17 protein-coding genes are annotated in these 23595 nt (G+C 54.6%); 5 read left to right on the top strand and 12 right to left on the bottom strand.

From position 1 onward, the window contains the following. Positions 1-20 precede the first annotated feature (20 nt). The gene (locus tag NeNHUV3_RS10965; protein WP_391481419.1) at positions 21-890 is read right to left on the bottom strand and encodes a 50S ribosomal protein L11 methyltransferase; all 870 of its coding nucleotides are present in this window, start codon (positions 888-890) and stop codon (positions 21-23) included. Positions 891-941: 51 nt separating this feature from the next. After that, entirely contained in the window at positions 942-1709 is a 768-nt protein-coding gene (gene truA, locus NeNHUV3_RS10960; protein ID WP_391481417.1) for a tRNA pseudouridine(38-40) synthase TruA, read from the bottom strand. A gap of 322 nt (positions 1710-2031) precedes the next feature. On the opposite strand from truA, the gene ileS reads away from it, so the two are divergent. From ileS to NeNHUV3_RS10935, 5 genes are all read left to right on the top strand, one after another. Next, complete coding sequence (gene ileS / locus NeNHUV3_RS10955; RefSeq protein ID WP_391481416.1) at positions 2032-4911, top strand: isoleucine--tRNA ligase; 2880 nt, start codon at positions 2032-2034, stop codon at positions 4909-4911. Positions 4912-5085: 174 nt separating this feature from the next. Next, positions 5086-6066, top strand: a complete 981-nt coding sequence (locus NeNHUV3_RS10950) for an ABC transporter permease (protein WP_391481415.1) — start codon at positions 5086-5088, stop codon at positions 6064-6066. Between the two features lie 2 nt (positions 6067-6068). After that, complete coding sequence (locus NeNHUV3_RS10945) at positions 6069-7013, top strand: ABC transporter permease (protein WP_341246220.1); 945 nt, start codon at positions 6069-6071, stop codon at positions 7011-7013. 36 nt (positions 7014-7049) lie between these two features. Next, positions 7050-8030: an ABC transporter ATP-binding protein gene (locus NeNHUV3_RS10940; protein WP_391481414.1), complete on the top strand. Its 981-nt coding sequence runs from the start codon at positions 7050-7052 to the stop codon at positions 8028-8030. Continuing rightward, positions 8030-8992 (top strand): ABC transporter ATP-binding protein, encoded by a 963-nt coding sequence (locus NeNHUV3_RS10935; RefSeq protein WP_391481412.1) that lies wholly within the window; start codon positions 8030-8032, stop codon positions 8990-8992. Before NeNHUV3_RS10940 ends, NeNHUV3_RS10935 begins: the two co-directional genes overlap by 1 nt. An 8-nt stretch (positions 8993-9000) precedes the next feature. Here NeNHUV3_RS10935 and NeNHUV3_RS10930 read toward each other — a convergent pair whose 3' ends face one another. The 10 genes from NeNHUV3_RS10930 to NeNHUV3_RS10885 form a co-directional block, all read right to left on the bottom strand. Next, the gene (locus NeNHUV3_RS10930; RefSeq protein WP_391481411.1) at positions 9001-9636 is read right to left on the bottom strand and encodes an ATP-binding cassette domain-containing protein; all 636 of its coding nucleotides are present in this window, start codon (positions 9634-9636) and stop codon (positions 9001-9003) included. Positions 9637-9663: 27 nt separating this feature from the next. After that, on the bottom strand, positions 9664-11358 hold the full coding sequence (locus tag NeNHUV3_RS10925; protein WP_391481409.1) for an ABC transporter permease: 1695 nt from the start codon (positions 11356-11358) through the stop codon (positions 9664-9666). Positions 11359-11440: 82 nt separating this feature from the next. Continuing rightward, positions 11441-12643 carry an ABC transporter substrate-binding protein gene (locus NeNHUV3_RS10920; protein WP_391481408.1) on the bottom strand — a complete coding sequence of 401 codons (1203 nt, stop codon included), beginning with the start codon at positions 12641-12643 and terminating at the stop codon, positions 11441-11443. 3 nt (positions 12644-12646) lie between these two features. Next, entirely contained in the window at positions 12647-13267 is a 621-nt protein-coding gene (locus NeNHUV3_RS10915) for a CDP-alcohol phosphatidyltransferase family protein (protein ID WP_391481406.1), read from the bottom strand. A gap of 116 nt (positions 13268-13383) precedes the next feature. Beyond that, positions 13384-16671 (bottom strand): translocation/assembly module TamB domain-containing protein, encoded by a 3288-nt coding sequence (locus NeNHUV3_RS10910; protein WP_391481404.1) that lies wholly within the window; start codon positions 16669-16671, stop codon positions 13384-13386. Beyond that, a complete protein-coding gene (locus NeNHUV3_RS10905; RefSeq protein WP_391481403.1) occupies positions 16671-18464 on the bottom strand; it encodes an autotransporter assembly complex family protein in 1794 nt (597 codons plus the stop codon). The genes NeNHUV3_RS10910 and NeNHUV3_RS10905 overlap by 1 nt, the downstream gene beginning before the upstream one ends. Positions 18465-18635: 171 nt before the next feature. Then, on the bottom strand, positions 18636-19733 hold the full coding sequence (locus NeNHUV3_RS10900; protein WP_391481401.1) for an ABC transporter ATP-binding protein: 1098 nt from the start codon (positions 19731-19733) through the stop codon (positions 18636-18638). Between the two features lie 4 nt (positions 19734-19737). Continuing rightward, positions 19738-21369: an alpha-glucosidase gene (locus tag NeNHUV3_RS10895; protein WP_391481400.1), complete on the bottom strand. Its 1632-nt coding sequence runs from the start codon at positions 21367-21369 to the stop codon at positions 19738-19740. 15 nt (positions 21370-21384) lie between these two features. Beyond that, entirely contained in the window at positions 21385-22509 is a 1125-nt protein-coding gene (locus NeNHUV3_RS10890; RefSeq protein WP_334066539.1) for a carbohydrate ABC transporter permease, read from the bottom strand. Then, positions 22506-23486 carry a sugar ABC transporter permease gene (locus NeNHUV3_RS10885; RefSeq protein ID WP_334066538.1) on the bottom strand — a complete coding sequence of 327 codons (981 nt, stop codon included), beginning with the start codon at positions 23484-23486 and terminating at the stop codon, positions 22506-22508. The genes NeNHUV3_RS10890 and NeNHUV3_RS10885 overlap by 4 nt, the downstream gene beginning before the upstream one ends. Positions 23487-23595: the final 109 nt, after the last annotated feature.

Raw genomic sequence — 23595 nt, 5'->3', positions numbered from 1 at the left:
CTGTTTTTCTTACGGCAACGTTAATTGCGGGTCAGCGTGAGGGTCGTCCAGTCACCGATACTGCTGCGTTTGCGCAGCTCAAAACCCGCGCTGCTGTAGCAAGTCTGTACCTCATCGGCTTGCTCATTCAGAATACCGGACAAGATGATATGCCCGCCCTGCGCACATGCGCCAGCCATATCATCCGCAAGCATCAACAGCGGCCCCTTGAGGATATTGGCAAAAATCAGATCAAACGGCGTGGCACCTTGTAGGGTCGGATGATCAAAGCCCGCCGCCTCAACACAGGTGATGCGCCCCTCCAGATCGTTGGCCTTTGCGTTGGCAAGCGCCACTTCTACAGCGACCTCATCAATATCGCTGGCCAGAACTGTTTGGGGCCATACTTTTGCAGCCGCCATCGCCAAAACGGCCGTCCCGCAGCCAATGTCAGCAACGTTCTGGCCAACAAAACCCGCGTCAATCAACTCATCAAGAGCAATCAAACACCCGAGCGTCGTGCCGTGGTGCCCCGTCCCAAAGGCCATTGCGGCCTCAATCAACAACGGGATTTTACCTTCAGGCAAGCTGTCTGCGTCATGGCTGCCATAGACCACAAAGCGGCCTGCCTCGACGGGCGGCAACTCGCGGCGCACATGGGCGACCCAATCAGTTTCAGGCACTTCAGAAACAACAAAATCTTTCGCTCCGTTCATGGCCGCCAAAAGCGCAAGGCCTGCCGCATCAGGTGCTTCGATGAAATACCCACCTACTTCCCAAACGCCCGAACCGTCTTCGACCTCAAAAACACCCACGCCTGTGGGCTCTGGCGTCAGCGTTTCAAGCGCCTCGCCCAAAGCCTCGGCCTGTGCTTTGTTGTTCAACGTGGTTAACGCGGTCCATGTCATCATCGGTTTGATCTCCTTTTGGGCGCGCAAATGGCAAGCCGCAGTGTTTTGATTTTATTCGAAAGGGTCGTCGTCATAGCCAACGCCCGCGAGATACAGCCCGTGCGGTGCGCTCACCGGACCGCAAGCAGACCGCTCGCATGCCTCAAGCCTGCGTTTAACATCAGATGGTTCAAGATGCCCCGCGCCGACACGTTCAAGTGTGCCAACAAAGCTGCGGACTTGATTATGCAGGAACGACCGCGCGCGCACATCAAAGCGAAACTCAGCACCGCCCGGGTACGGATGTTCGCTTACATCTAAACGGTCGAGCGTTTTGAACGGCGTCAGACCTTGGCAAATAGACGAACGGAACGTGGTGAAATCATGATAGCCCAGCAAATGCTTGGCCCCCTCTTGCATCGCTTCCAGCGACAAAGGCGGCTTCACCTGCCAGACCAGCCCCGCTTCGTGCACAATTGGGGCGCGGCGCGATACCATTCTGAAAATATAGCGCCGCTCAACAGCGGAAAACCGTGCGTGAAACGCCTCGGTCACTTTCGCGCAGCCGATGATGGCAATGGGGTTCGGTTTCAGATGATAATTAATCGCCTCAGACAGCCGGAACGTGTCCCAATCACGCTCCATGTCCACATGGGCCACTTGCGCCCACGCATGAACGCCCGCATCGGTACGTCCTGCGGCCGCAATCTCATGGGCGCTACCGGCGACTTTACCGATGGCCTTCTCAATCATGCCTTGCACCGACGGCAAATCAACCTGTCGCTGCCAGCCGTGATAAGGCGCGCCGTTGTACTCGATTTTCAAGGCATATCTGTGCATGAACTCCAGTTAGCCCCAGATCACCCCCGTTGCAATCACTGCGCAATCACTAGACCAATTTGACGCCCGATTGAGTGTTCAGCGTCTTTGCGCACTTATACTGGCTGCGGCGGTCACGGGTCGCCGCCAAAGTATCACCGCCCACATAGTTTACAGCCACAAGGCCTACCCCTATAAGCACCCCATGATGTTTCAATCACTGCACATTATTCGAATTATATCCCCGGCGCTCTGACCTTATGAGCCGCCGGGCCAAGGCGTTCGAGACCCTCACGCCGCTCTCGCTATTCTATTGAAAATATGACGAAAAAGGACGCTCGATATGTGCGCCGAAACACCCGACTATAAAACCACACTCAACCTGCCCCGCACAGATTTCCCAATGCGCGCAGGTCTGCCCAAGCGCGAGCCTGAATGGCTTGCACGATGGGAAGAACTGGACGTCTATGGCCAGCTGCGCCAAAAATCTGGACGCAAGCCCTTCACGCTTCATGACGGCCCTCCCTATGCAAACGGTCATTTGCACATCGGCCACGCGCTGAACAAAATCCTAAAAGACATGGTCGTTCGCTCCCAACAGATGATGGGTCATGATGCCCGCTATATCCCAGGTTGGGACTGCCACGGCTTGCCGATCGAATGGAAAATCGAAGAGAAGTACCGCAAGAAAGGCCGCGATAAAGACGCAGTCGACGTGGTCGAATTCCGCCGTGAGTGTCGGGACTTTGCCAAAGGCTGGGTCGACATCCAACGCGAAGAATTCAAGCGCCTTGGCATCACTGGTAATTGGGAAAATCCATACCTTACAATGGAATATCATGCCGAGCGCGTGATCGCGGAAGAATTCCAAACGTTTTTGATGAACGGCACACTTTATCAGGGTTCAAAGCCTGTGATGTGGTCGCCTGTGGAAAAGACAGCCCTTGCGGAAGCTGAGGTTGAGTACCACGACCGCCAGACAGATGCGATCTGGGTTCCTTTTGCAGTTAAGGGTCAGACAGAAACTTATGTGGTGATCTGGACGACGACCCCGTGGACCATCCCGCAAAACCGTGCGGTCTGTTTTAACGAAACAGTAAGCTATGGTGCGTACAAGGTGAATTCCACGCCAGATGAATGTTGGGCCAAGGCAGGCGCAACATATCTCTTTGCCGATAATCTTGCTGAGAGCGCGTTTTCCGCCGCACGCCTTGATACTGAAATGTACACCCGTGTTGGGGATGTAAGCGCCGCCGAGCTTGCTGAACTGACCCTAAACCACCCGCTTCACGGTGCTGACGGCGCCGATGGGGAATGGGATTTCGACGTACCTATGCTGGCCGGTGATCACGTCACTGCCGATGCGGGCACAGGCTTTGTTCACACCGCCCCCAGCCACGGTGACGACGACTATCAAATCGGCCTGAAACACGGTCTTCCAATGACGTTCAACATCTTGGACGACAGTTCTTACCGCGCTGATCTGCCGTTTTTCGGCGGTGAGGTCATCCTGCGCTCAAACGGGAAGCCGGGCAAAGCGAACCAGAAAGTCATCGAAAAACTGGTCGAGGTTGGCGGCTTGCTAGCCCGCGCGCGGATCACGATCAGTGACGCACACTCGTGGCGTTCCAAAGCACCTGTCATCCGTTTGAACCGCCCACAGTGGTTTGCCGCGATCGACAAAGCCTGTGATGACGGGATGGACACACACGGCAAAACCATCCGTGAGCGCGCCCTGACCAGCATCGATGAGTTGGTGACATGGACGCCGCAAACGGGCCGCAACCGTCTTTACTCAATGATCGAAGCGCGCCCTGATTGGGTGCTGTCTCGTCAACGTGCGTGGGGCGTACCGCTGACATGCTTTGTCAAAACAGGCGCGAAACACGACGATCCAGACTACCTGCTGCGTAATGCTGACGTAAACGCACGAATCCTTGAAGCTTTCGAAGCTGAGGGCGCTGATGCGTGGTACAAAGACGGCGCGAAAGAGCGGTTCCTTAGCGGCATCGTGAACCCTGATGACTACACCCAAGTGATGGATATCCTTGATGTGTGGTTTGACAGTGGCTCAACCCACGCCTTTACCCTGCGCGACCGTGAAGACGGGTCTGAAGATGGCTTGGCCGACCTATATCTTGAGGGCACCGACCAACACCGCGGCTGGTTCCACTCATCCATGCTTCAGGCATGCGGCACCAAAGGACGCGCGCCCTATCGCGGCGTGCTGACACATGGTTTCACGCTTGATGAAAAAGGCATGAAAATGTCCAAATCCATCGGCAACACAATCGCACCAGAAGAGGTCACGAAACAATACGGCGCCGATATCTTGCGTCTTTGGGTCGCCCAATCTGATTACACCGCTGACCTGCGCATCGGGCCGGAAATCCTGAAAAACGTGGCCGATAGTTACCGTCGCCTGCGTAACACGATGCGCTTTATGCTGGGCAGCCTTGCGGACTTTGATGCGGCAAAAACCGTAGCGCCCCAAGACATGCCCGAGCTGGAACGCCTCATGCTGCACAAGATCGCCGTGTTGGATGAAACTGTGCGCAACGGCTACGCAAAATACGATTTCCAAGGTGTGTTCCGTGCCATCTTCGATTTTGCGACACTTGATTTGTCATCGTTTTACTTCGACATCCGCAAAGACGCGCTTTATTGCGACGGTGACACGAACCGCCGGCTTTCTGCATTAACCGTGCTGGATATTCTGTATGGCCGCCTCACAACATGGCTTGCGCCGATCTTGACCTTCACAATGGAAGAAGTCTGGCTTGAGCGAAACGGGGCTGAAACAAGTGTCCACCTTGTTGACTTCGTGCAAACTCCAGCCAAATGGCGCGATGACGCGCTGGCTGCGAAGCTCGACAAAATCCGCGCAATCCGCCGCGTCGTAACAGGTGCGCTGGAAGGTGAGCGGACGGCAAAAGTCATTGGCTCCTCGCTTGAAGCTGCGCCAACGGTCTATTTGTCGCCAGAACTTTTTGCCCTGATCGATGCGGATAACTTCGCAGACCTGTGCATCACCAGCCAAATCACGGTTGTCGAAGGCGTAGGCCCTGAGGGCGCGTTCGCCCTTGATGACGTAGCAGGCGTCGCCGTGAGCTTTGCAAAGGCAGACGGCGAAAAATGCGCCCGCTGTTGGAAGGTGCTGCCAGATGTTGGAAGCCACAAGCACGACGGCGTTTGCAGCCGCTGTGACAGCGCCCTTTCATAAATCGATACCGTCGAAATTTTGCGCGTAGGTCTTTGGGCCTGCGCGCGTTTTTTATGACACACGCTTTTTCCCCGCATATGACACTTAACAAAAATGTAATTGCCGCGACGTGAATACCGCCAAAACGCACACTCGGCTCTTGACCCCGCCGGCTACAAAAACAACTGTGATCCAATGTTAGCATACTCTCTCCGCCGCCTATTTCAGTCCTTCATTGTCTTGCTCGTTGTGGGGCTTGTCGCCTTTTCGATGTTCCGCTTTGTAGGCGACCCGATTGACAGTTTGTTGGGCCAGGAACGCACCCAAAGCGATATTGAGCGGTTGCGCGGAGAGTTGGGCCTCGATGACCCGTTTGTTGTCCAATATGGCGCGTTTTTGGGCCGTGCTATGCAGGGGGATTTCGGGCTGAGTTACCGCCAAGCCCGCCCTGTTGCCGAGATCATCGCCGAACGCGCACCTGCCACCCTTGAGCTTGCCTTGGTGTCTGCCGGATTTGCGATGTTTTTCGGTGTTGTCCTTGGCATTTTCACCGCCATTAGGCGCGACGGTTTCGCCGCCAACGCCATCATGTCGGTCTCATTGATCGGGGTCAGTTTGCCCACATTTTTGATCGGCATTCTGCTGATCTATCTGTTTTCAGTTGAATTGGGCTGGCTGCCCAGCTTTGGGCGCGGTGGCGTTGTTGATCTGGGCTGGTGGACGACTGGATTTGCGACCGGATCAGGCCTTAAAGCGTTGATATTACCGTCCATTACACTTGGGCTTTATCAGATGACGTTGATCATGCGGCTGGTCAGGTCCGAGATGCTGGAAGTCCTGCGCGCGGATTACATCCGCTTTGCCCGCGCCCGTGGTATCCGCGAAAAATCAGTCAACTTCCGTCACGCCCTAAAGAACACATTGGTCCCCGTGATTACGGTCACCGGCCTGCAACTGGGCAGCATCATCGCCTTTGCGATCATCACGGAGACAGTGTTTCAGTGGCCCGGCGTTGGGTTGCTGTTTATTAACGCTATTCAGTTCGTCGATATCCCTGTGATGGCCGCTTATTTGATGCTTATTTCAGTGATGTTTGTGGCAATTAATCTCATCGTCGACCTGCTTTATTTTGCAATTGATCCGCGTCTGCGCGCTGACCGTTCGGGAGGACATTAATCATGGCTGATACAACGCCTGCTCCAAAACCGCGCGGACGCCTTGCCCATTGGTGGGATGGCGATTTTGCTTATCAATTCCGCCGCTCGCCCGTTGCGATGATCTCTTTCACAGTTGTGATGTTGATGGTGTTGGCAGCAATTTTTGCGCCGTTAATCGCACCATACGACCCATTTGATCCGGCCTCCCTGAACCTGATGAACGGGTTTTCAAGCCCGATGGAGCCCAACGCATTCACTGGCGAAACCTTTTGGCTGGGCACCGATGATCAGGGCCGCGATGTGTTCTCAACCATCCTTTACGGGCTTCGCATTTCACTATTTGTGGGTGCGGCAGCGGTTGGGTTTGCAATGGTTCTGGGCATCACTTTGGGCCTTGTTGCCGCATATGTCGGAGGGTGGGTCGAGACCATCATCATGCGGATCGCAGACGTTCAACTGACCTTTCCGGCGATCTTGGTTGCCATGCTGATCTTTGGCGTGGCCAAGGGGATCACCCCCGTCGAGTACCGTGATCAAATGGCAATCTGGGTCTTGATTGTGGCAATTGGCTTGTCCGATTGGGTCCAATTTGCGCGTGTTGTACGTGGTGCGACCCTTGTTGAGAAGAACAAAGAATATGTCCAAGCAGCCCGCTTAATTGGCCGCGGCTCCGGCGCAATCATGCTGCGCCACATCCTGCCAAACGTGCTGAGCCCTGTGCTGGTCATTGCAACCATCTCGCTTGCCTTGGCAATCATTGCCGAAGCAACCCTGTCATTTTTGGGCGTAGGCGCACCGCCGACGCAACCATCTCTTGGCACGCTTATCCGTATCGGTCAGGGCTTTTTGTTCTCGGGCGAGTGGTGGATTTTGCTGTTCCCTGCTTGCACCCTTCTGGCCCTTGCGCTGGCCGTGAACTTGCTGGGCGATTGGTTGCGCGACGCCCTAAACCCAAAACTGCGCTAAGCCGCGACGTAACTGGTTAACCCCGAGGACCACCCCATGTCTGAAGCTGTCTTATCGATCCGCAATCTCACTGTCGAAATACCGACACGTGGCGGTATTTTGCGGCCTGTTGATCAGATTAACTATGATATCAACCGCGGTGAAATTTTGGGAATTGTCGGCGAGTCCGGCGCCGGTAAATCAATGGCAGGTAATGCTGTGATTGGCCTGCTGAACCATCCCGCAAAAATTACGGGCGGCGAGATTTGGCTGAACGGCGCGCGTATTGATCAGCTTGAAGGCGAAGATATGCGTCGGTTGCGCGGCAAGCATATTGGCATGGTTTTTCAAGACCCGCTGACCTCGCTTAACCCACTGTTGCGCATCGGCGATCAGCTAACTGAAACAATGCTTGAGCATCTGGACATCTCGCGCGATGAGGCACGCAAACGCACGGCTGCGGCCTTGGATGAGGTTGGTATTCCCGCAGCGGCCCAACGCCTTGATAGCTATCCCCATGAATTTTCCGGTGGCATGCGCCAACGCGTTGTTATTGCTTTGGCGCTCTGCGCTGAACCGTCGCTGATTATTGCGGACGAGCCGACGACTGCGCTTGATGTTTCGGTACAAGCGCAGATCATCGCTCTACTTAAACGGCTGTGTCGTGACCGTGGCACGGCTGTCATGCTGATCACGCACGACATGGGCGTCATAGCCGAAACCGCCGACCGCGTAGCCGTCATGTATGCTGGACGATTGGCCGAATTGGGCAACGTACGCGATGTGGTCACACACCCCGAACACCCATACACAGACGGGCTAATGGGCTCCACGCCGCTGGCCAGCAAAGGCCTAAAACGCCTGCGCCAAATTCCAGGTTCAATGCCGCGCTTAACGGCCATGCCCGAGGGCTGTGCTTTTCATCCGCGCTGTGAATTTGCCCAAGACATTTGCCGTGCAGAGCCCCGCCCAAAACTGAATGGTGGGCGGTCTGCATGCCACTTTCCAATACAACAACCGGCTGAGGAAACAGCGTAATGGCGATGATCCAGGTCAAAAACCTCACCCGCATTTTTGACGTCTCAAAACCGTGGCTCAACCGCGTCATTGAGCGGCTTCCCAAAGCGATGCTCACCGCCGTGTCAGACGTTAGTTTTGATGTTGAGGAACGGACGGTTTATTCACTTGTTGGCGAAAGCGGCTCGGGCAAATCAACCATCGGCAAAATGGCCGTGGGCTTGTTGAAGCCAACGGATGGCAGCGTGCTGATCAACGACATCGATCTGAGCCGCGAGACAGACAGCGGCAAGCTTGATAAAGCGCGCAGTGACATCCAGATGATTTTTCAGGATCCGTACGCCTCCCTCAATCCGCGATGGCGTGTGCGTGAGATTATCAACGAACCTGTATCGGCCCGTGGCGGCAATGTTGTTGGCCTTGCAGAAAAGCTTCTTGAGCAAGTCGGTTTGTCGTCGCTGGACGCAGATAAGTTTCCCCATGAGTTTTCCGGCGGCCAGCGGCAGCGCATTTGTATCGCCCGCGCTTTGGCCAGTGAACCAAAGCTGATTGTATGTGATGAGCCGACCAGTGCGCTGGACGTGTCAGTACAGGCGCAGGTGCTGAACCTGATGTCAGACCTGCAGGAAAACCTTGGTCTGACCTATTTGTTCATCAGTCACGATTTGACAGTGGTTCAGCACATCAGCGACAAAATTGGTGTGCTGTACTTGGGCCGTCTTGTGGAAGAAGCTACACCGGATGAGCTGTTTGAGAACCCCAAGCACCCCTACACCCAGATGCTTTTGGCAGCCGCCCCAAAGATGGATGGGTTTGGCCGTGAGATTGATCCGCCACAAGGTGAAATACCTGACCCAATTAACCCGCCCACTGGCTGCGCGTTTCACCCACGTTGTCCGATCGCTACGGCGAAATGTTCGGCTGAGCGTCCCGAAATGCGTGTGGTCAGAGGTGCGCGGGTGGCCTGCCATTTGGCAGAATAGGCGTAAGATCAGTCAGTTAGATAGAACACAGGGCCACCTGCTGCGTCAGCATCTGCTTGATCGTGGGTGACCATAATGACGGGCAGCTGACGCGCCCGCGCGGTATCAAACACAAGTGTCCGGATCTGGTCACGGCGTTCCGTGTCCAGCCGTGAAAATGCTTCGTCCAGCAATAAAACACGCGGTTCCGACAATAGCATCCGCATCAACGCAACCCGTGCTTTTTGCCCACCGGACAGGGTTTCTGGATCACGGTTCGCAAACCCCTCTAAGCCAATCTCTGTAAGAGCCTGATCAATGCGCGCGAGCCTATCGGCCCTCCGAACATCTGCGCTTAGCCCAAAGGCTAGGTTTTGCCCAACACTCATGTGTGGAAAGAGCAGATCATCTTGAAACAGAATGCCGACTTGCCGCTGATTAGAGGGCAAGGCGCATAGATTTGCACCATTCAGCAGCACCGCCCCTGTTGCCGTAAAATCAGACGGCAAAGTACCAATAATATAGTTAAGCAAAGTCGACTTGCCCGCACCTGACGGCCCCATAACAGATAGCACTTCACCCGCAGCAACTGTTTGGTCAATCGAGATTAATTCACGCCCATCTTTGGAAATACGGATATTATCAAGGTGCAGTTCGTGGCTCATTTAATGTGTCCTTTGCGGGCGTAGAAATTAGGCATCAGACAGCCCCCGACGGTTACGCCAAATGATCTGAGGAAGCAAAAGTGCTGCTGCAAACGGCAGGATCGCAGCAACAGTTTGGGCCAAGCCATAAACCCCAATCGCGCGGCGGTCGCCCCCCGCGGCAAGGGCGACGGCTTCGGTTGTTAAGGTCGACAGTCGCCCGCCCCCGACCAAAAGTGTGGGCAGGTACTGACCGACGGAAGCGGCAAACCCAACGGCTACAGCAGTCAAGACAGGCGCCAGTAACATGGGCAAGCGCACCCGCCAAAGGACTCCGTTTGCAGAACGCCCCAAGGCGGCGGTAATCGTGCCGAACCGCACATCCCAAGCCCGAAACGGATCCGACAAAGACAGAAAAACATAAGGCAGCACAAAGACCAAATGCGCCAGAACCACAGGAACAAATCCGCTCTTCAACCCAGTGGACAGCATCAGTGTCTGAAGGCCCGGCAGGAACGCGGTTTGCGGCACCATGAGAGGTAGATAGAGCAAAAACACACCTCGCTCTGACATGGTGAAGTCAAAGCGGTATTCAGCCTCTAAACATCCCAGCGTCAACAAAACCGCTATGAACGTTGCACAAACTGCGATCAGCAAAGTGGTTATACCGGTATCAAAAATGTTGCCCCAGTGCCGTGACCATGAACGCGCACTTAGGCTGTCAGGCAGTACGTCTGGGTATGACCAAAGCCCTGCAACGCTCCATACCCCTAATGAGACGAGCCCCAAAAGAACGCCTGTGCAAACCAGTACGCCTGCCCCAAGGCCAACGATCCGCAAAGCATTATCACCGAAACTTCGCGTTCCGCGCATCACCCACTTGGCACCCAATATGCCAACCAAAATCTCGCCGCCGCGCCACAAGATCAGGCTGCCAATAACAAGTAGAAGCTGAACCAGCGCTGCTGCGGCCGCTTCAAGTCGCATCGCCAAATCCGGATCAGACATCCATTTGACGATTTGAACAGATAAAGTCGGCGGCGTGTTCGGACCCAGCACGATGGCCACGTCAACAGTTGACATAGAATAAGCCAGAACAACATAAACCGGTAACCTGATCTGGGCGTAGACCCGTGGGAAAACTGTTTTAAGCCAGCCGGTTACACGCCCATACCCCAAGGCGGCGGCGATTGTGGCGCTTGATTTTGCATTGACTTGTCCCAAGGCTGCCAAGCTCATCAGCAGCAAAAATGGCACCTCTTTGGCAACGAGGCCAACCACCATCGCAAGGCCCCAGTGGTCCTGAACGATGAGCACATCTGGCGGACGCTCCCAACCTGTCAGCCATGGCGAGAATGCACGTGCCACCCATCCCGATGGGGTGATCAGAAACGCAATACCAAACGCCGCGGCCGCGTGTGGGACCGAAAGTAACGGGGACAGCAAACGCCGGATAAGGTTAAACGCCCGCGTGCCGTGCCACCCCGCAATGATCAAAACTGTGATCAAAAGCGACAGAGACGTTGCCAAAAATCCCGTTGTCACACTGAGCACCACTGCATGTGGAAAGCCGCCCCAGCGAAACAAATCCACAAATGGAGCCACTGTCCATTCTGTCATATTGGCCGCGGGCAAATACCCAAACGCGGGCGCTATGGTGCCCAGCAATCCGGCCACGACGGGACCAAGCATCGCCAGCACCGTCAGCAACGGCAGCCATCTTATGCTGATCCCGCGACGCATATTTAGAACATGCTGCCCGCGTAGCTTGGTGTAAAAAACGCCCCGCAAGGGGGCGTTTCAGGAGAGGTCATCCACCCCATACTTATTGCGCAACACCGTAACGCGCGGCCCAATCATCAGCCAAGCGTGTAGCCCAGCTTGGGTGTGGTTCCGGCAGGGCTGTGCCCAGTTCCGCTGGCGACAAAGTGGCCACGCCAAGGTCAAGCGCGTCAAATGCAGCGCGCTCATCCGTGCTAAGCGCATCCATATTCAATACCGTGCCATAGCCCAAGATATCAGGGTTTTGTGCGCGGGTCTGTGCTTCGGCGGACATCAAGAAGTTCGCAACTACCATTGCGCCCTCGGAGCTGCCTGAGTTGTAGGGAATGGCTACAAAAGATGCATTGCCCAACGTGCCTTTGTCCAACACGAACGTACGCGCAGTGTCTGGTAGTTGAAAGTTTGCAATCGCCGCAGAGGCTTCACCGGGCGAAAACGAAATCGCTAGATCGACTTCGTTGTCAGCGATCAATTGTAATTGGCGCGGTCCGGTTTGGGGGTACGCTTTGCCTTGGCGCCACAAAGTCGGCGTGAGCGCGTCCATAAAGTCCCACAGCGGTGCAGTAACCTCATCATAATTATCGCCAACTGGCGCGCTCAGCACAGTTGTGTCGTCCAGCAAATCAATCAGCGCTTGTTTGAGAAATGTCGTGCCCAAAAAGTCCGGTGGTTGCGGGAAAGTAAAGCGGCCAGGGTTCGCAGACGACCATTCCAGAATAGCCTCCATTGAACCAAGAGGCGCAGCTAAGTCAGCGGTATCATGGATGAAAACCACCTGCGCCATTGCCCATGGGCTCTCCATACCGTCGGTAGGAACCGTAAAGTCAGACTGGACAGATTTGCCTTGCGCATCGACAAGTGCCCAGTTCGGCAGGCTTTCCGCAAAGGGGCCGAACAACAAATCTGCATCTTTCATCGCAGCAAAATTGGCACCGTTGATCCAAATCATATCAATCGCGCCGTCCTCATTCTGGCCCGCTGATTTCTCGGCAAGAACGCGCGAAACCGCATCCGCAGTGTCGGACAGTTTTACGTGCTCAAGTGTAACGCCGTAGTCTTCGGATACGCGCTCCCCGACCCATGCAATAAAATCATTGGTCTGCGTAGAGCCGCCCCATGCATTCCAATAAACCGTTTGGCCATTGGCCGCGCCAGTCACAGCATCCCAGTTTTCGGGGTCAGTTTGAGCAGTGGCTGTGGTGCTCAACGCGCAAAATGCCAGCGCAGCGGTGCGGAGTATATTCATTAATCAGTCCTTTGTATGTGACAGGAATATCAGTGACGCAGCTCTAAGACGCAAGCTTGCTGTCAGAAAACACAGCCCGCCGAATAGCCACGCGCCAATCGTAAAATAAGTTGGAAGCAGACAAAGAAGAACGAAAAACACAATCGTCTCGGTCCCCTCAAGAATGCCATTAGAATAATAAAATGACTTTTGACCCTGCGCCGACGTGCTCTTGCCGTGGCGGTCTGCCAACATCGCATAGCCAAGAAAACTGGCGCCATTGAAATAAAAACTCGTCAGCAACCATGCACCCGCAGGACCATTCGCCAACGGATCGTGCCAAACAAAGGCCATTGGAATGAGGCCGTAAAAGAGAAAATCGCAGGCAATATCGAGATACCCACCGAAGTCGGTTTTGGCACTCGCCCGCGCAACCGCGCCGTCCAAACCATCCGCGATACGCGACGCTAACAGCAAGATAAGACCTGTCCAGAAAGCCCCAAAAGTGATTGCAGTAGCAGCTAAGGCCCCAATCCCAAGCCCCACCAACGTCACCGTGTTGGCCGTAACCCCACGCGCAGCAAGCGTACGCCCCACCGCGTTCAGCGCAGGGTTAATCAGCGGACGTATACGCGCATCAAGCATGGGCACCCTTTTCAAAAGACTGGCATTTCAGTGCCCCTAACCCGTTAAAGATGCAACTCTTGGCACGAAGGAATGACAAAAATGTGTAACTGCGGCCCACATCTGGGATGGTCAGCCTAGTAATCTTTTTCAAAGAACAGGCCAATGCTGCTCTTGCCGTCACTACTCACACTGCCCCGACCAACCAGATTACGCGTCAGATCAATGTTGAGGGAAACTGCGGATTCATCACCCACTTCCACCTCGGTATAGACGTTCTGGGAAACATATTTTCCCGCGCGGACCGCGACGCTACCATCTTCATCAGTGGACACATCAAGGTCATCTAACTCAAGGCCACGCCGTAGTTTGGCGACCACTCCTTCGCCGCCGCGTCCCTGCAAACGGCGCACAGCCGTGGCAAGCTGCAGCGCTTGGAATGCGGACAGCTGATCCACGCCTTTTTCAAAAAATATCTGTGCAAGCACCTCGTCAGGGGCTGCTGCGGGGGTCGCCTCAAAGGTCACTTCAGGATCACTTGCACGGCCTGATAAGATCACGCTTGCTGTGCCCGCTCCGGTTTCTGTTGAGGCGACAAATCGAATGAACGGATCAAAATCGCCGATAAGCTGCACCGATCCCTCATCAAGCACGAACCGCTTTGTTAGCAAATCAAGACGTCCGCGCAACAAATCAAACCGACCCACAGAGACCAGCGCATCAGGCGAGCCTTGAATGCGCAATTGCCCGCCAAGTTCCGCGTCCAGGCCGCGCCCCCGAACAAAAATTTGTTGCGGTGCATCAATGCTGATGTCCAGTTGCAATGGTGAGTTACTTTGGGAAGGCGCATCCGCGCGGCTAAGTCCTGCGCGACGCTGGGTGGCCACCGCACCCGCAGAAGCACCGCGGTGAACAATCTCAGGGACAATCCCGAAAGACGTAAGACCAGTAGAGGGAATCGTGACGTCGGTTTTCCCCAACATCAATTGGCCCGAAATACGCGGGCCCGCCGCCAACAGTCCTGACACATCAAGAACACCAGAAACCTGTGTGCGGTAAAGATCTGGGTCCAGAACACCAACATTCTCAAGGCGAATATCCAGCTGCGCCCCCAGCCCCTTTGAAAGTGTAATATCGCCATCAACCTGCGCCGCACCACCCGTAGAGGCCTGCGCGCGCAGCTCAACTTGTGCCGTACTTTGAGAGACCCGAATTTGCCCCACGCCTTGTGTCAGCGCGATACCAACGCTTGGTGCAGAGACACGCAGATCATTCAGATCGATCACACCGCTCAAAGCAGCAAGCCCCAATGGTCCTTGCAGCCGCGCATCCACGTCGGCGCGCCCTTGAACAGTGCGCGGTTCAATAAATGGATTGGCCAATTGCAGCGGAATTGTCCCGTCGATTACCAGATCAGCAATACCGTTTCGACTGACCGATCCTTGAGTATTTGCGCGGGCTCCAGCAGGTCCCAAAAGCGCGGTGGTGACCTCCCAATCGCTACCAGCACTGTCTGCCGAGCCAGTCACGGTAAGTGGGCCAGAGACGTTCGGAATGATCAGGCCAAGGTCCGCAAGCGTGGCGTCAAAATTAGCCGAGGAGACTGTGCTTGAAAGCGATGCTGTGGCCTCGGCCGAGAGTTGCGGGTTGCTAAGGGAAAACTTCTCGAGTTGGGTTCCTGCCTCATCACGGCTCAAGTTTGCACTGATCTCGCTGGTCCCACGCAACAAAGCATCTGCCATCGGCTCACCGATACGCAAAGACTGGCCAGTGCCTTGTGCTAAAACAGAAAACCGCCCACCTGCGTCTGCATTCCCAGTTATTGAAAATGCCGCAGCACCTGAAAGGGGCATGCCAGAGACGGCGCTGAACCGCGCCAAATTATCTGCGCGTGCACTTACGTCAAAAGCGGTTTCAAACGCATTATCAAGGCCGCTGACACGCGCAGTTCCACGCAGTCCGTACTCATCACCGTCCACGGTCAAATTGCTTAACTCGAAAGGTAGCCCTTGGGTATATTCGGTGAAAAAGGATGCCCGGACTGTCTCGCCCAAAGCGTCGTTAAGGCCAGCATCACCAACGTCTAAATCCAGCGCTTCGAGAGCAAAGATACCAGCGATGCTGCCAATCGATGCACCTGCCGGAACAAGTGTGCCACCACCTTCGATGCCCAACCGCCGCGCAGAAACTGTATCGCGCACAAAACGTCCAACACCAATACGCGCTCGCCATGTGTCCGCTTTGGCACTGTCGTAATCAACATCCAAAGACACCCTACCAACAGTTGTGGGAACACCTCCAATTGGCAGCAAGATTGGAGCACCAGATGATGTTTCAATGACACCATTTAGGTCAATAAATTCTGGCCACAAAGCCGTGTTCAGGCGCAACGATCCACCTAGATCAAGGGTCGAGGTTTTCGCGTTCAGAGTATCAAGTTCAACCGCGCCACTCGCACGCCGCGTTCCGCGGACTTTAAGAGAAACCCTATCACCAAAAAACGTCTGATATTCCGGCAGAAATAGGGGCGCGACATCACCTGCAACATCCGCCACAAAGGCCAAATCAGATGCGCTGCCCGCCACCTCAAGACTTTCAGTGATTTGCGTCTGTCCAACCGCATTTAAGGTAATACTGCCCCGAAGACGCTCAGTGTCGTTTGTGGCCAAGGCTAAACTTGCGCCGAACGCATCCAGTGGGCCTGCACCTTGAATTGTAAGATCAATCGATGGGCTTTCGGGCAGGTTCAATGCCTTGGCCGCCAAGCCGCCTTCCCCCTCAGCCAACTGCAAATCTATACCTAAAACAGCATTTTCGTTGGCATATGTAACGGCCCCCTCGAACGAGCCGCGCTGCCCATCTGTACGATCGGCGTTGAATATCACATCGATTGCACCGTCGATTAACGAAACACGGGCCGACAAAGAAAGACGCGCAGGTGCACCCAAAACGCTCTCACCCAGAGTGATGTCAGGGGCTGTAAGGCTGCCGATTTCAATGGAAACGGGTAGTTCGGGCAAGCGGAACGGCGTGGCCTCTGCAGCTGGTAATCCGCTTTCTTCGGCGTTGGGCAAGCGGAATAGCTCGATCTTTTCAGCGGCCAATGTATCCACATCAATGCGGCCTGACAAAAGCGCAGCGCGGCTCCATATTAGCGTTGCGTTTGAAATCCGCAGCCAAGTGCCATCAAAATCCGCGATCTCGATTTCATCAATGGTAGCCTCGCTTGATAGCGCCCCTTTGAAACCGCGGATCGTGACCTCGCGGCCCTCGCCGCCCAAACTGCTTTCCAATAATCCAGCCAGATATCCGCGATCCCCATCAGACGTCTGGGCATGTAGCGGCGCGCTAAATGCGACCAAAATTGCCAGAAAAGATGCGAATAGCCAGCCGCTTAGGCCCCACTTCCTCAAACCCAAGCCCATCAAAACGACTGTCCAATACCGATGTAGATTTGGAAATCAGACGTTGGGCGCGGTCGGTCAATTGGGACTGCAAAATCCACGCGAATAGGCCCGATACCCGTGTCATAGCGCAGACCAATACCCGCGCCACTGTGGCTTTCACCCTTTGATCTGGGCGTGCTTTCTTCGCTGATGGTGCCCGTGTCGATGAACCCAACAACGCCCAATGTATCCGTGGCCCGAAAACGCGCTTCGGCCGACAGACCTAAGAAAGATTTGCCACCCGTTTCCGCCGTTGAGCCACCGCCGACGGGTACGCCCAATGATTGAAAATCTTGGCCGCGCACAGTTCCGCCCCCGCCCGAAGTGTAGAGAAAATCAGCCGGCGCCTCCCCGATGGAGGGTCCGATCAACGCGCCAATTTGGGCACGCAACGCAAAAGTCACAGGCCGCTCGGACCCAACTGTTTTGTAGGCCCGCCCATCGAATGAGAACCGCGCCCCATCGGTGGTATCGTCCAAACCAAGATAAGGCGTCAGCCCAACATCTGCAAAATATCCGTCACGGGGATCAAGTTTTTCATCGCGGTAATCGAAAGTCACGGACAAGGGCACAGTAAGAAGTGTATAGGTCTCGGAGCCGCGCGCATCAATTGTGCTCGCGCGCTCAAGTCCCAATCCAAAAGTATAAGTTCGCTTTGGCGTCGCGTAACGGCGAATGCCGGCCTCAAGAGCAAAACGGTCAACATTTACCGTCGCTGTATCAAGCGCTTCGAGTGCGCCATTTGCAAAAAAATCCGTGTCTTCGTTGAAAGTGGCGGGGCGGTTATACTCCGCGCTTAGTGCATAGTCCTCGCCGCTGCCTGTATCGCCAATGCCTGACACGCGCGCACCAAGGCGCAGACGTTCTGCACCGCCAAAAAGATTACGGTGCAACCAAAAAGTGCTTAGTTCGGCCCCCGCTTGGCTGGACAGTTCGGCACCAAAACCAAACCGGCGCGGGGCGCGGTCGTTTACTTGCAGGGCAAAATCAAGGCTGTCGTCGTCATTTGCGTTATCCGCCTCAACAAGTGCGATGGTGTCAAAAGCACCTGCGCGGCGCAGACGTGTCGTCACCAACTCCACCTCAATCGGGTCAAAACCCGCACCAGTTGGAAGACCCGCGATTGCCCTGATCCGTTCCGCACGCACAGCGGATGCACCCGAAAGTGATAGGTCCCCGAACGTGAGGTAAGGGCCTTTGTCGACAACAATAGCCACATCAAGAACGGCCTCATTGTGCTGCGCGGTAATTGATTGGCGCGCCACATCAGCTTTGGCATGCCCCCTTGCGCGCCAACCTTCGATGGTTTGCTCCGTGGCAGTTCGGATGCTTGAAAGGGCGGCAAGTGCGCCGGTCTCGAAACCAATCAAAGCATCAGTTTTGGGCGCAATTGGAGATATATCAGCCTGGCCCAACACAAAACTTGGCCCAGGGTTTACCGTAATTTGCACTTCAGAAATCTTGGGCGGCGCAACAGCGGCAGGAATGCCTGCGGCCTCAGCATCATCAAGTTTGATCGACACCTCTGCCCCGTAAAACCCGTTTTCATAAAGGGCGGACACAACACGTGCGTAATCAGCCCGCGCTGCCCCTAAAATATCTTGGGCACTGTTTGCATCACGATTGCGCAGATCGCGCAACAGCGTTGCCGCGCGCACTGATTTGGTCAGATCATCATCGTCACCTTCGACGCTGACCGAAAGATCAAAAGCCCAGATCGCGGGCGCACAAAAAACAGATGCAGCAGCGGCAACCAAAAAAGAACGCTTCATAATCACACCCAAACAGCCATCAATTTGCGACATCCAATAAAATGCAAAAAGGGCGCGCAACAAAGATGCTGCACACCCTTCTATCCCTAACAGGTCATAAGCGTTTGGCCAGTAATCTGTGGCGAGTTATCGCCGACACACGCCCCGTACCCTACACAAAATATCCGTGCACTACGCCGGATATAAAAGAGAACGACCCTGAGCGAACAAATGTGTCTTTGCAGCAGGCGCTGCAAGGCGCAAAGACTGGCCGCGCAGCCCTTGATGAATGCCTGCCAATTTGGCAATGACCGGCGAGGCGTCCTTGGAGACTGGCTCAAAGTAAAGCTGGGTCACTTCGCCCAGGGCCTCCACAATATTAACCCGTCCTTCAAAAACATATGCGTCACTTTCGGTAGGGACCATATCCTCGGGCCGGACACCAACGTTTACACCCAAACCCGCCTGCGCATCGGTCGTTGGCACGTCACTCAGGACCGTACCGCCGCCGTCTAACGACACTTCTGTTTGGCTTCCGGTCTTAGTGATTTTGCCGGGCAAAAGGTTCATTGCGGGCGAGCCGATGAATTGCGCCACAAACTCGTTTTCGGGACGCTCATAAAGCTCAAGCGGCGTACCAACTTGCGCAATGCCTTTATTGGCCAGTACCACAATTCGGCTAGCAAGGGTCATCGCCTCAACTTGGTCATGAGTCACATAGATCATCGTTGAATTCGGCATGCTTTCTTTAAGCTGCGCGATCTCAATACGGGTCGCCACACGAAGGCTGGCATCAAGATTAGAAAGCGGCTCATCGAACAGGTATACCTTGGGGTCGCGCACGATCGAACGACCAATCGCCACCCGCTGGCGTTGCCCACCTGAAAGGGCTTTTGGCAACCGGTCAAGGTAATCTTCAAGCTGCAACACACGGGCCGCGTGGTTCACTGCATCGTCGATTTCCTTAGGCGTTTTCTTGGCCAACTTCAGAGCAAACGCCATATTGTCGCGAACAGTCATGTGCGGATAAAGCGCGTAAGACTGAAATACCATGGCGATGCCACGCTGTGCGGGGGGCACATCATTCATGCGCTCCCCGTCGATCAACAGCTCACCGCCCGAGATTGTTTCCAACCCCGCAATCATACGCAGCAGCGTGGATTTGCCACAGCCAGACGGACCAACAAAAACAATGAGCTCGCCCGTTTCGATATCAAGGTTGATATCGTTCAGCACATTGACCGCATTGCCGTAGGTCTTGGCAACGTCTGTGAGTTTTAAATCCGCCATTTATTCACCTTAACTTATCCAACGTTGCAAAAAATATCTGCCAAGGCCCAAGACCGACCGTGCCATTATCCATCGTGCCTGTGCTCAGCGCACTGTCAACAGGCTGCCAATTGCCGGACGGGGCCGCAACGCTCGCGCCATCAGAAGACAGATTGAACGCGCAGAAAATGGTTTCTTTGTTGAGCGTGCGGGTAAAGCTAAGCACATTGCCTTTGGCCTTCAGCTCTGCGTGATCACCGCTGACCAAAGCAGGGTTCGCACGGCGGAAATTCAACATATGGCGGTAATGGTGCAAAGGCGCGTCGGCATCCGCCTCTTGGGTCTCAACGTTGCGCGCCAAATGGTCTGACATAACAGGCAACCAAGGCGCGCCGCTGCTAAACCCGCCAGAAGCGTTTGAACGTTCCCAAACCATCGGGGTGCGGCATCCATCACGGCCCTTAAACTCGGGCCAAAATTCGATGCCGTAGGGATCTTGCAGATCCTCAAACGCCACATCGCCTTCGGGCAGGCCCAGTTCCTCACCTTGATAAAGGCAGATAGACCCACGCAGGGACATCAGCATCGACGCGTAGCACCGATAAGCCGCATCACTAAGGTCCCAACGGGTGGCATGGCGTTTCACGTCATGGTTGGAAAACGCCCAACACGCCCATCCATCCGGTGCAACTTCATCGACTTTGGACAGGGTTTCAACGACGCGGTCGGCAGTCAAAGTTGTAGGGCACAAAAACTCGAACGCGTAGCACATATGCGCACGGCTATCGCCGGCGGTATACTCGCCCAGCAGTTCCAAGCCACGCTGTGCGTCCCCTACTTCGCCCACTGTTGTGCTGCCGGGATATTCATCCAAAAGCGCCCGATACCGGGCCAAAAACGCGAGGTTTTCAGGCTGGTTCTTAGAATATTTATGGAACTGATGGTTGTATGGGTTCACGGACGGCGCAATGGTCGCGTTGCGTTCCGCTACGGGCAGCGCAGGGTTATCGCGCAGCTCTTTGTCCGCATAGTAGAAGTTGATCGTATCAAGGCGGAAGCCATCAACACCGCGCTCAAGCCAGAAACGGGTCACATCCAAAAGCGCGTCACAGACGTCCTCATTATGGAAGTTCAAATCCGGCTGGCTGGTTAAGAAGTTGTGCAAATAATATTGCTCACGGCGCGTATCCCACTGCCATGCCGGCCCACCAAAGATTGAGAGCCAGTTATTGGGCGGCGTGCCATCAGGCTTGGGGTCTGCCCAGACGTACCAATCGGATTTGTCGTTTGTTTTGTCCGCGCGAGATTGTGCAAACCAAGGGTGCTGATCGGATGTGTGAGACAACACCAGATCAATCATCACCCGCAGGTTCAAGCTGTGGGCGGTTTCCATCATCTTGTCGAAATCAGCCAATGTACCAAACATCGGATCCACGTCACAGTAGTTTGAGACGTCATAGCCGAAATCCTTCATCGGCGATGTAAAGAACGGCGAAATCCAAATCGCGTCAACGCCGAGGCTTGCAATATAGGGCAAGCGCGATGTGATCCCGTTCAGATCACCAATGCCATCGCCATTGCTGTCTTGGTAGCTGCGAGGATAAATTTGATAGATAGCGGCACCGCGCCACCAATCTTTGTCAGCGTTCAAAGTCATAGTCGTCTGTCTCGATTATTTTACGGAGCCGGCCAACAGACCGCGCACCAGATAGCGTTGCATTGTGAAGAAAACCAAAAGCGGTACGGCGATAGATACAAATGCCGCAGCCGCCAAAATACCCCAATCACCCCCGCGCGAACCCAAAAGGTCATCGGCGATTTTGACTGTCATTACCCAAGATTCAGAATTGGACGGCAAGAATACTTTTGCCACCAACAGATCGTTCCATGTCCACAGAAATTGGAAAATGGCAAAGCTGGCCAACGCCGGAAACGACAGGGGCAGCACAATCTTGGTGAACACTTGGAAATCAGTCGCGCCGTCAACTTTGGCGCTTTCAATAATGTCGCGCGGCAACCCAACCATGTAGTTGCGCAGCAAATAAATCGCGAGCGGCAACCCAAAGCCCGTATGGGCCATCCATATGCCCAAAAAGCTTTGGCCGATGCCAACTTGATTATGTAGTTGCAACAGCGGCACAAGCGCCAGTTGCAGCGGTACAACCAACAGCCCGACGATTACCGCAATCAAAAATCCGCGGCCCGCAAAATCCATCCATGCCAAAGCATACGCCGCAAAAGCTGCGATCAAGATTGGAATTATTGTCGCGGGAATGGTCACGGTCAGCGTGTTGATAAACGCCTGCGCCATGCCATTCGAATTCAGGATCATGTCATAATTCACAAGCGAGAAAGACGGCGGCGACGCAGCTGCAAAATAGATCGACGGATCACGGCGCGGCAACTCGGGGAATATGAATTCGAACGAGCCATCAGCGTTGACCTGCAATTTGCGGTCGCGGGGAAGATCCCCAACAGTGCCCACATCAAACGCGGTTGGTGCAGCACGCCGCCCACCAAATTGTGTGACAGTACCCGTCCCTTCGCCGAAAACATTGCCGCTTAGAACAAAGCCCGCGTCGGTTTGCGTAGCTGTGCCAAGGTCAGCTTTTACCGCATAATTTTGCTCAACGGGAAAAGGCGCATTCCACCACGCAGAAACACTAATCTGATCGCGGTCGCGGAACGACGATACCAACAGGCCAATCGTCGGGATCAGCCAGAGTACAACCAATGCAACAACAGAAATATTAACCGCCCAAGCAAGGGCAGAACGTGAACCGGCAATACTGGTCATTGCATTTCCTTCCGTGCTTGGCGGATGTTCCAGATCATCACGGGCAACACGATCAGCATGATGACAAAGGCCACAGCCGTAGCGCGACCATCATCGCGGAACATGTAAGACATCATGTAACTGGGCAAAATCTCTGTGCCAAAGTTACCGCCTGTCATAGTGTAAACGATGTCAAAAACCTTAAGCACAAGGATCGTGATCGTTGTCCAGACGACGACGATGGTGCCCATGATTTGGGGAATCTTGATCTTGAAGAAAATCTGAAACGGGTTGGCCCCGTCCAAAATGGCGGCCTCAATAGTTTCCTCAGGAATGCCGCGCAAAGCCGCCGACAAAATAACCATCGCAAAACCCGTCTGGATCCAGACCAAGATGATCATCAAAAAGAAGTTGTTCCAAAAGTTGAGCTGCAAAACATCCATCGCCTCGGTCGCGCCGAATGCAAAACGGATGGCATTGATCAGGCCAATGTCGGGATTGTTGGCATAGACAAATTTCCAGATCAGCGAGGCTCCCACGAACGAAATCGCCATGGGCATGAAGATCAGCGATTTTGCGATATTGCCCCATGACAGCCGATCCGTCAGCTGCGCCACCAACAACCCCAAGAATGTGGCCGAAGCAGGCACGAACAACACCCAAAGGAAGTTGTTGAACAACGCCGTCTGAAACGTGCTGTCTGCAAACATAACTTGGTAATTGCCAAAACCGATGAACTCATCACCCAACCGATTAAACATTGAGCGATAGAACGATCCGATGACCGGATAGACAAGGTAAAGACCCATGGCGAGCAACGCTGGCATCAAGAAAAGCCACGGGCGGACCAGATTTGCGCGGGTGATATTACGCCCCGCCGCAGCACCTTTGGCTGGAAAAATCACACGGTCCAAAAGCAGGTTCGATAAAAAGAAGTAGCCAACACATCCACCAACGCCGATGGCAATTGTAAGCAATCCTTGAAGCGCAGGTGTCATAGCGAGGATCCCAAGAAAATGTGTGGCGGAGAAAGTGGGAACTGGCGTCGACCCTACGACAAGGTAAGTCCGACGCCAGTCTTCTTAGTTGTGCTCAAAAATAGGCAAG

This window comes from Nereida sp. NH-UV-3, assembly GCF_042939535.1.
In the GTDB taxonomy this organism is placed as follows: domain Bacteria; phylum Pseudomonadota; class Alphaproteobacteria; order Rhodobacterales; family Rhodobacteraceae; genus Nereida; species Nereida ignava.
Note: the sequence above shows the minus strand (reverse complement) of the source record. Positions and strands in the feature narration are given on the sequence as shown.

What these genes read in the sequence shown, in the direction of transcription:
- NeNHUV3_RS10940 (WP_391481414.1), top strand. Translation starts at nt 7,050, where the DNA reads ATGTCTGAAGCTGTCTTATCGATCCGCAATCTCACTGTCGAAATACCG.
- NeNHUV3_RS10885 (WP_334066538.1), bottom strand. Translation starts at nt 23,486, where the DNA reads ATGACACCTGCGCTTCAAGGATTGCTTACAATTGCCATCGGCGTTGGT.
- NeNHUV3_RS10965 (WP_391481419.1), bottom strand. Translation starts at nt 890, where the DNA reads ATGATGACATGGACCGCGTTAACCACGTTGAACAACAAAGCACAGGCC.
- NeNHUV3_RS10915 (WP_391481406.1), bottom strand. Translation starts at nt 13,267, where the DNA reads ATGCTTGATGCGCGTATACGTCCGCTGATTAACCCTGCGCTGAACGCG.
- truA (WP_391481417.1), bottom strand. Translation starts at nt 1,709, where the DNA reads ATGCACAGATATGCCTTGAAAATCGAGTACAACGGCGCGCCTTATCAC.
- NeNHUV3_RS10910 (WP_391481404.1), bottom strand. Translation starts at nt 16,671, where the DNA reads ATGGGCTTGGGTTTGAGGAAGTGGGGCCTAAGCGGCTGGCTATTCGCA.
- NeNHUV3_RS10945 (WP_341246220.1), top strand. Translation starts at nt 6,069, where the DNA reads ATGGCTGATACAACGCCTGCTCCAAAACCGCGCGGACGCCTTGCCCAT.
- NeNHUV3_RS10935 (WP_391481412.1), top strand. Translation starts at nt 8,030, where the DNA reads ATGGCGATGATCCAGGTCAAAAACCTCACCCGCATTTTTGACGTCTCA.
- NeNHUV3_RS10900 (WP_391481401.1), bottom strand. Translation starts at nt 19,733, where the DNA reads ATGGCGGATTTAAAACTCACAGACGTTGCCAAGACCTACGGCAATGCG.
- NeNHUV3_RS10950 (WP_391481415.1), top strand. Translation starts at nt 5,086, where the DNA reads ATGTTAGCATACTCTCTCCGCCGCCTATTTCAGTCCTTCATTGTCTTG.
- ileS (WP_391481416.1), top strand. Translation starts at nt 2,032, where the DNA reads ATGTGCGCCGAAACACCCGACTATAAAACCACACTCAACCTGCCCCGC.
- NeNHUV3_RS10925 (WP_391481409.1), bottom strand. Translation starts at nt 11,358, where the DNA reads ATGCGTCGCGGGATCAGCATAAGATGGCTGCCGTTGCTGACGGTGCTG.
- NeNHUV3_RS10920 (WP_391481408.1), bottom strand. Translation starts at nt 12,643, where the DNA reads ATGAATATACTCCGCACCGCTGCGCTGGCATTTTGCGCGTTGAGCACC.
- NeNHUV3_RS10930 (WP_391481411.1), bottom strand. Translation starts at nt 9,636, where the DNA reads ATGAGCCACGAACTGCACCTTGATAATATCCGTATTTCCAAAGATGGG.
- NeNHUV3_RS10890 (WP_334066539.1), bottom strand. Translation starts at nt 22,509, where the DNA reads ATGACCAGTATTGCCGGTTCACGTTCTGCCCTTGCTTGGGCGGTTAAT.
- NeNHUV3_RS10895 (WP_391481400.1), bottom strand. Translation starts at nt 21,369, where the DNA reads ATGACTTTGAACGCTGACAAAGATTGGTGGCGCGGTGCCGCTATCTAT.
- NeNHUV3_RS10905 (WP_391481403.1), bottom strand. Translation starts at nt 18,464, where the DNA reads ATGAAGCGTTCTTTTTTGGTTGCCGCTGCTGCATCTGTTTTTTGTGCG.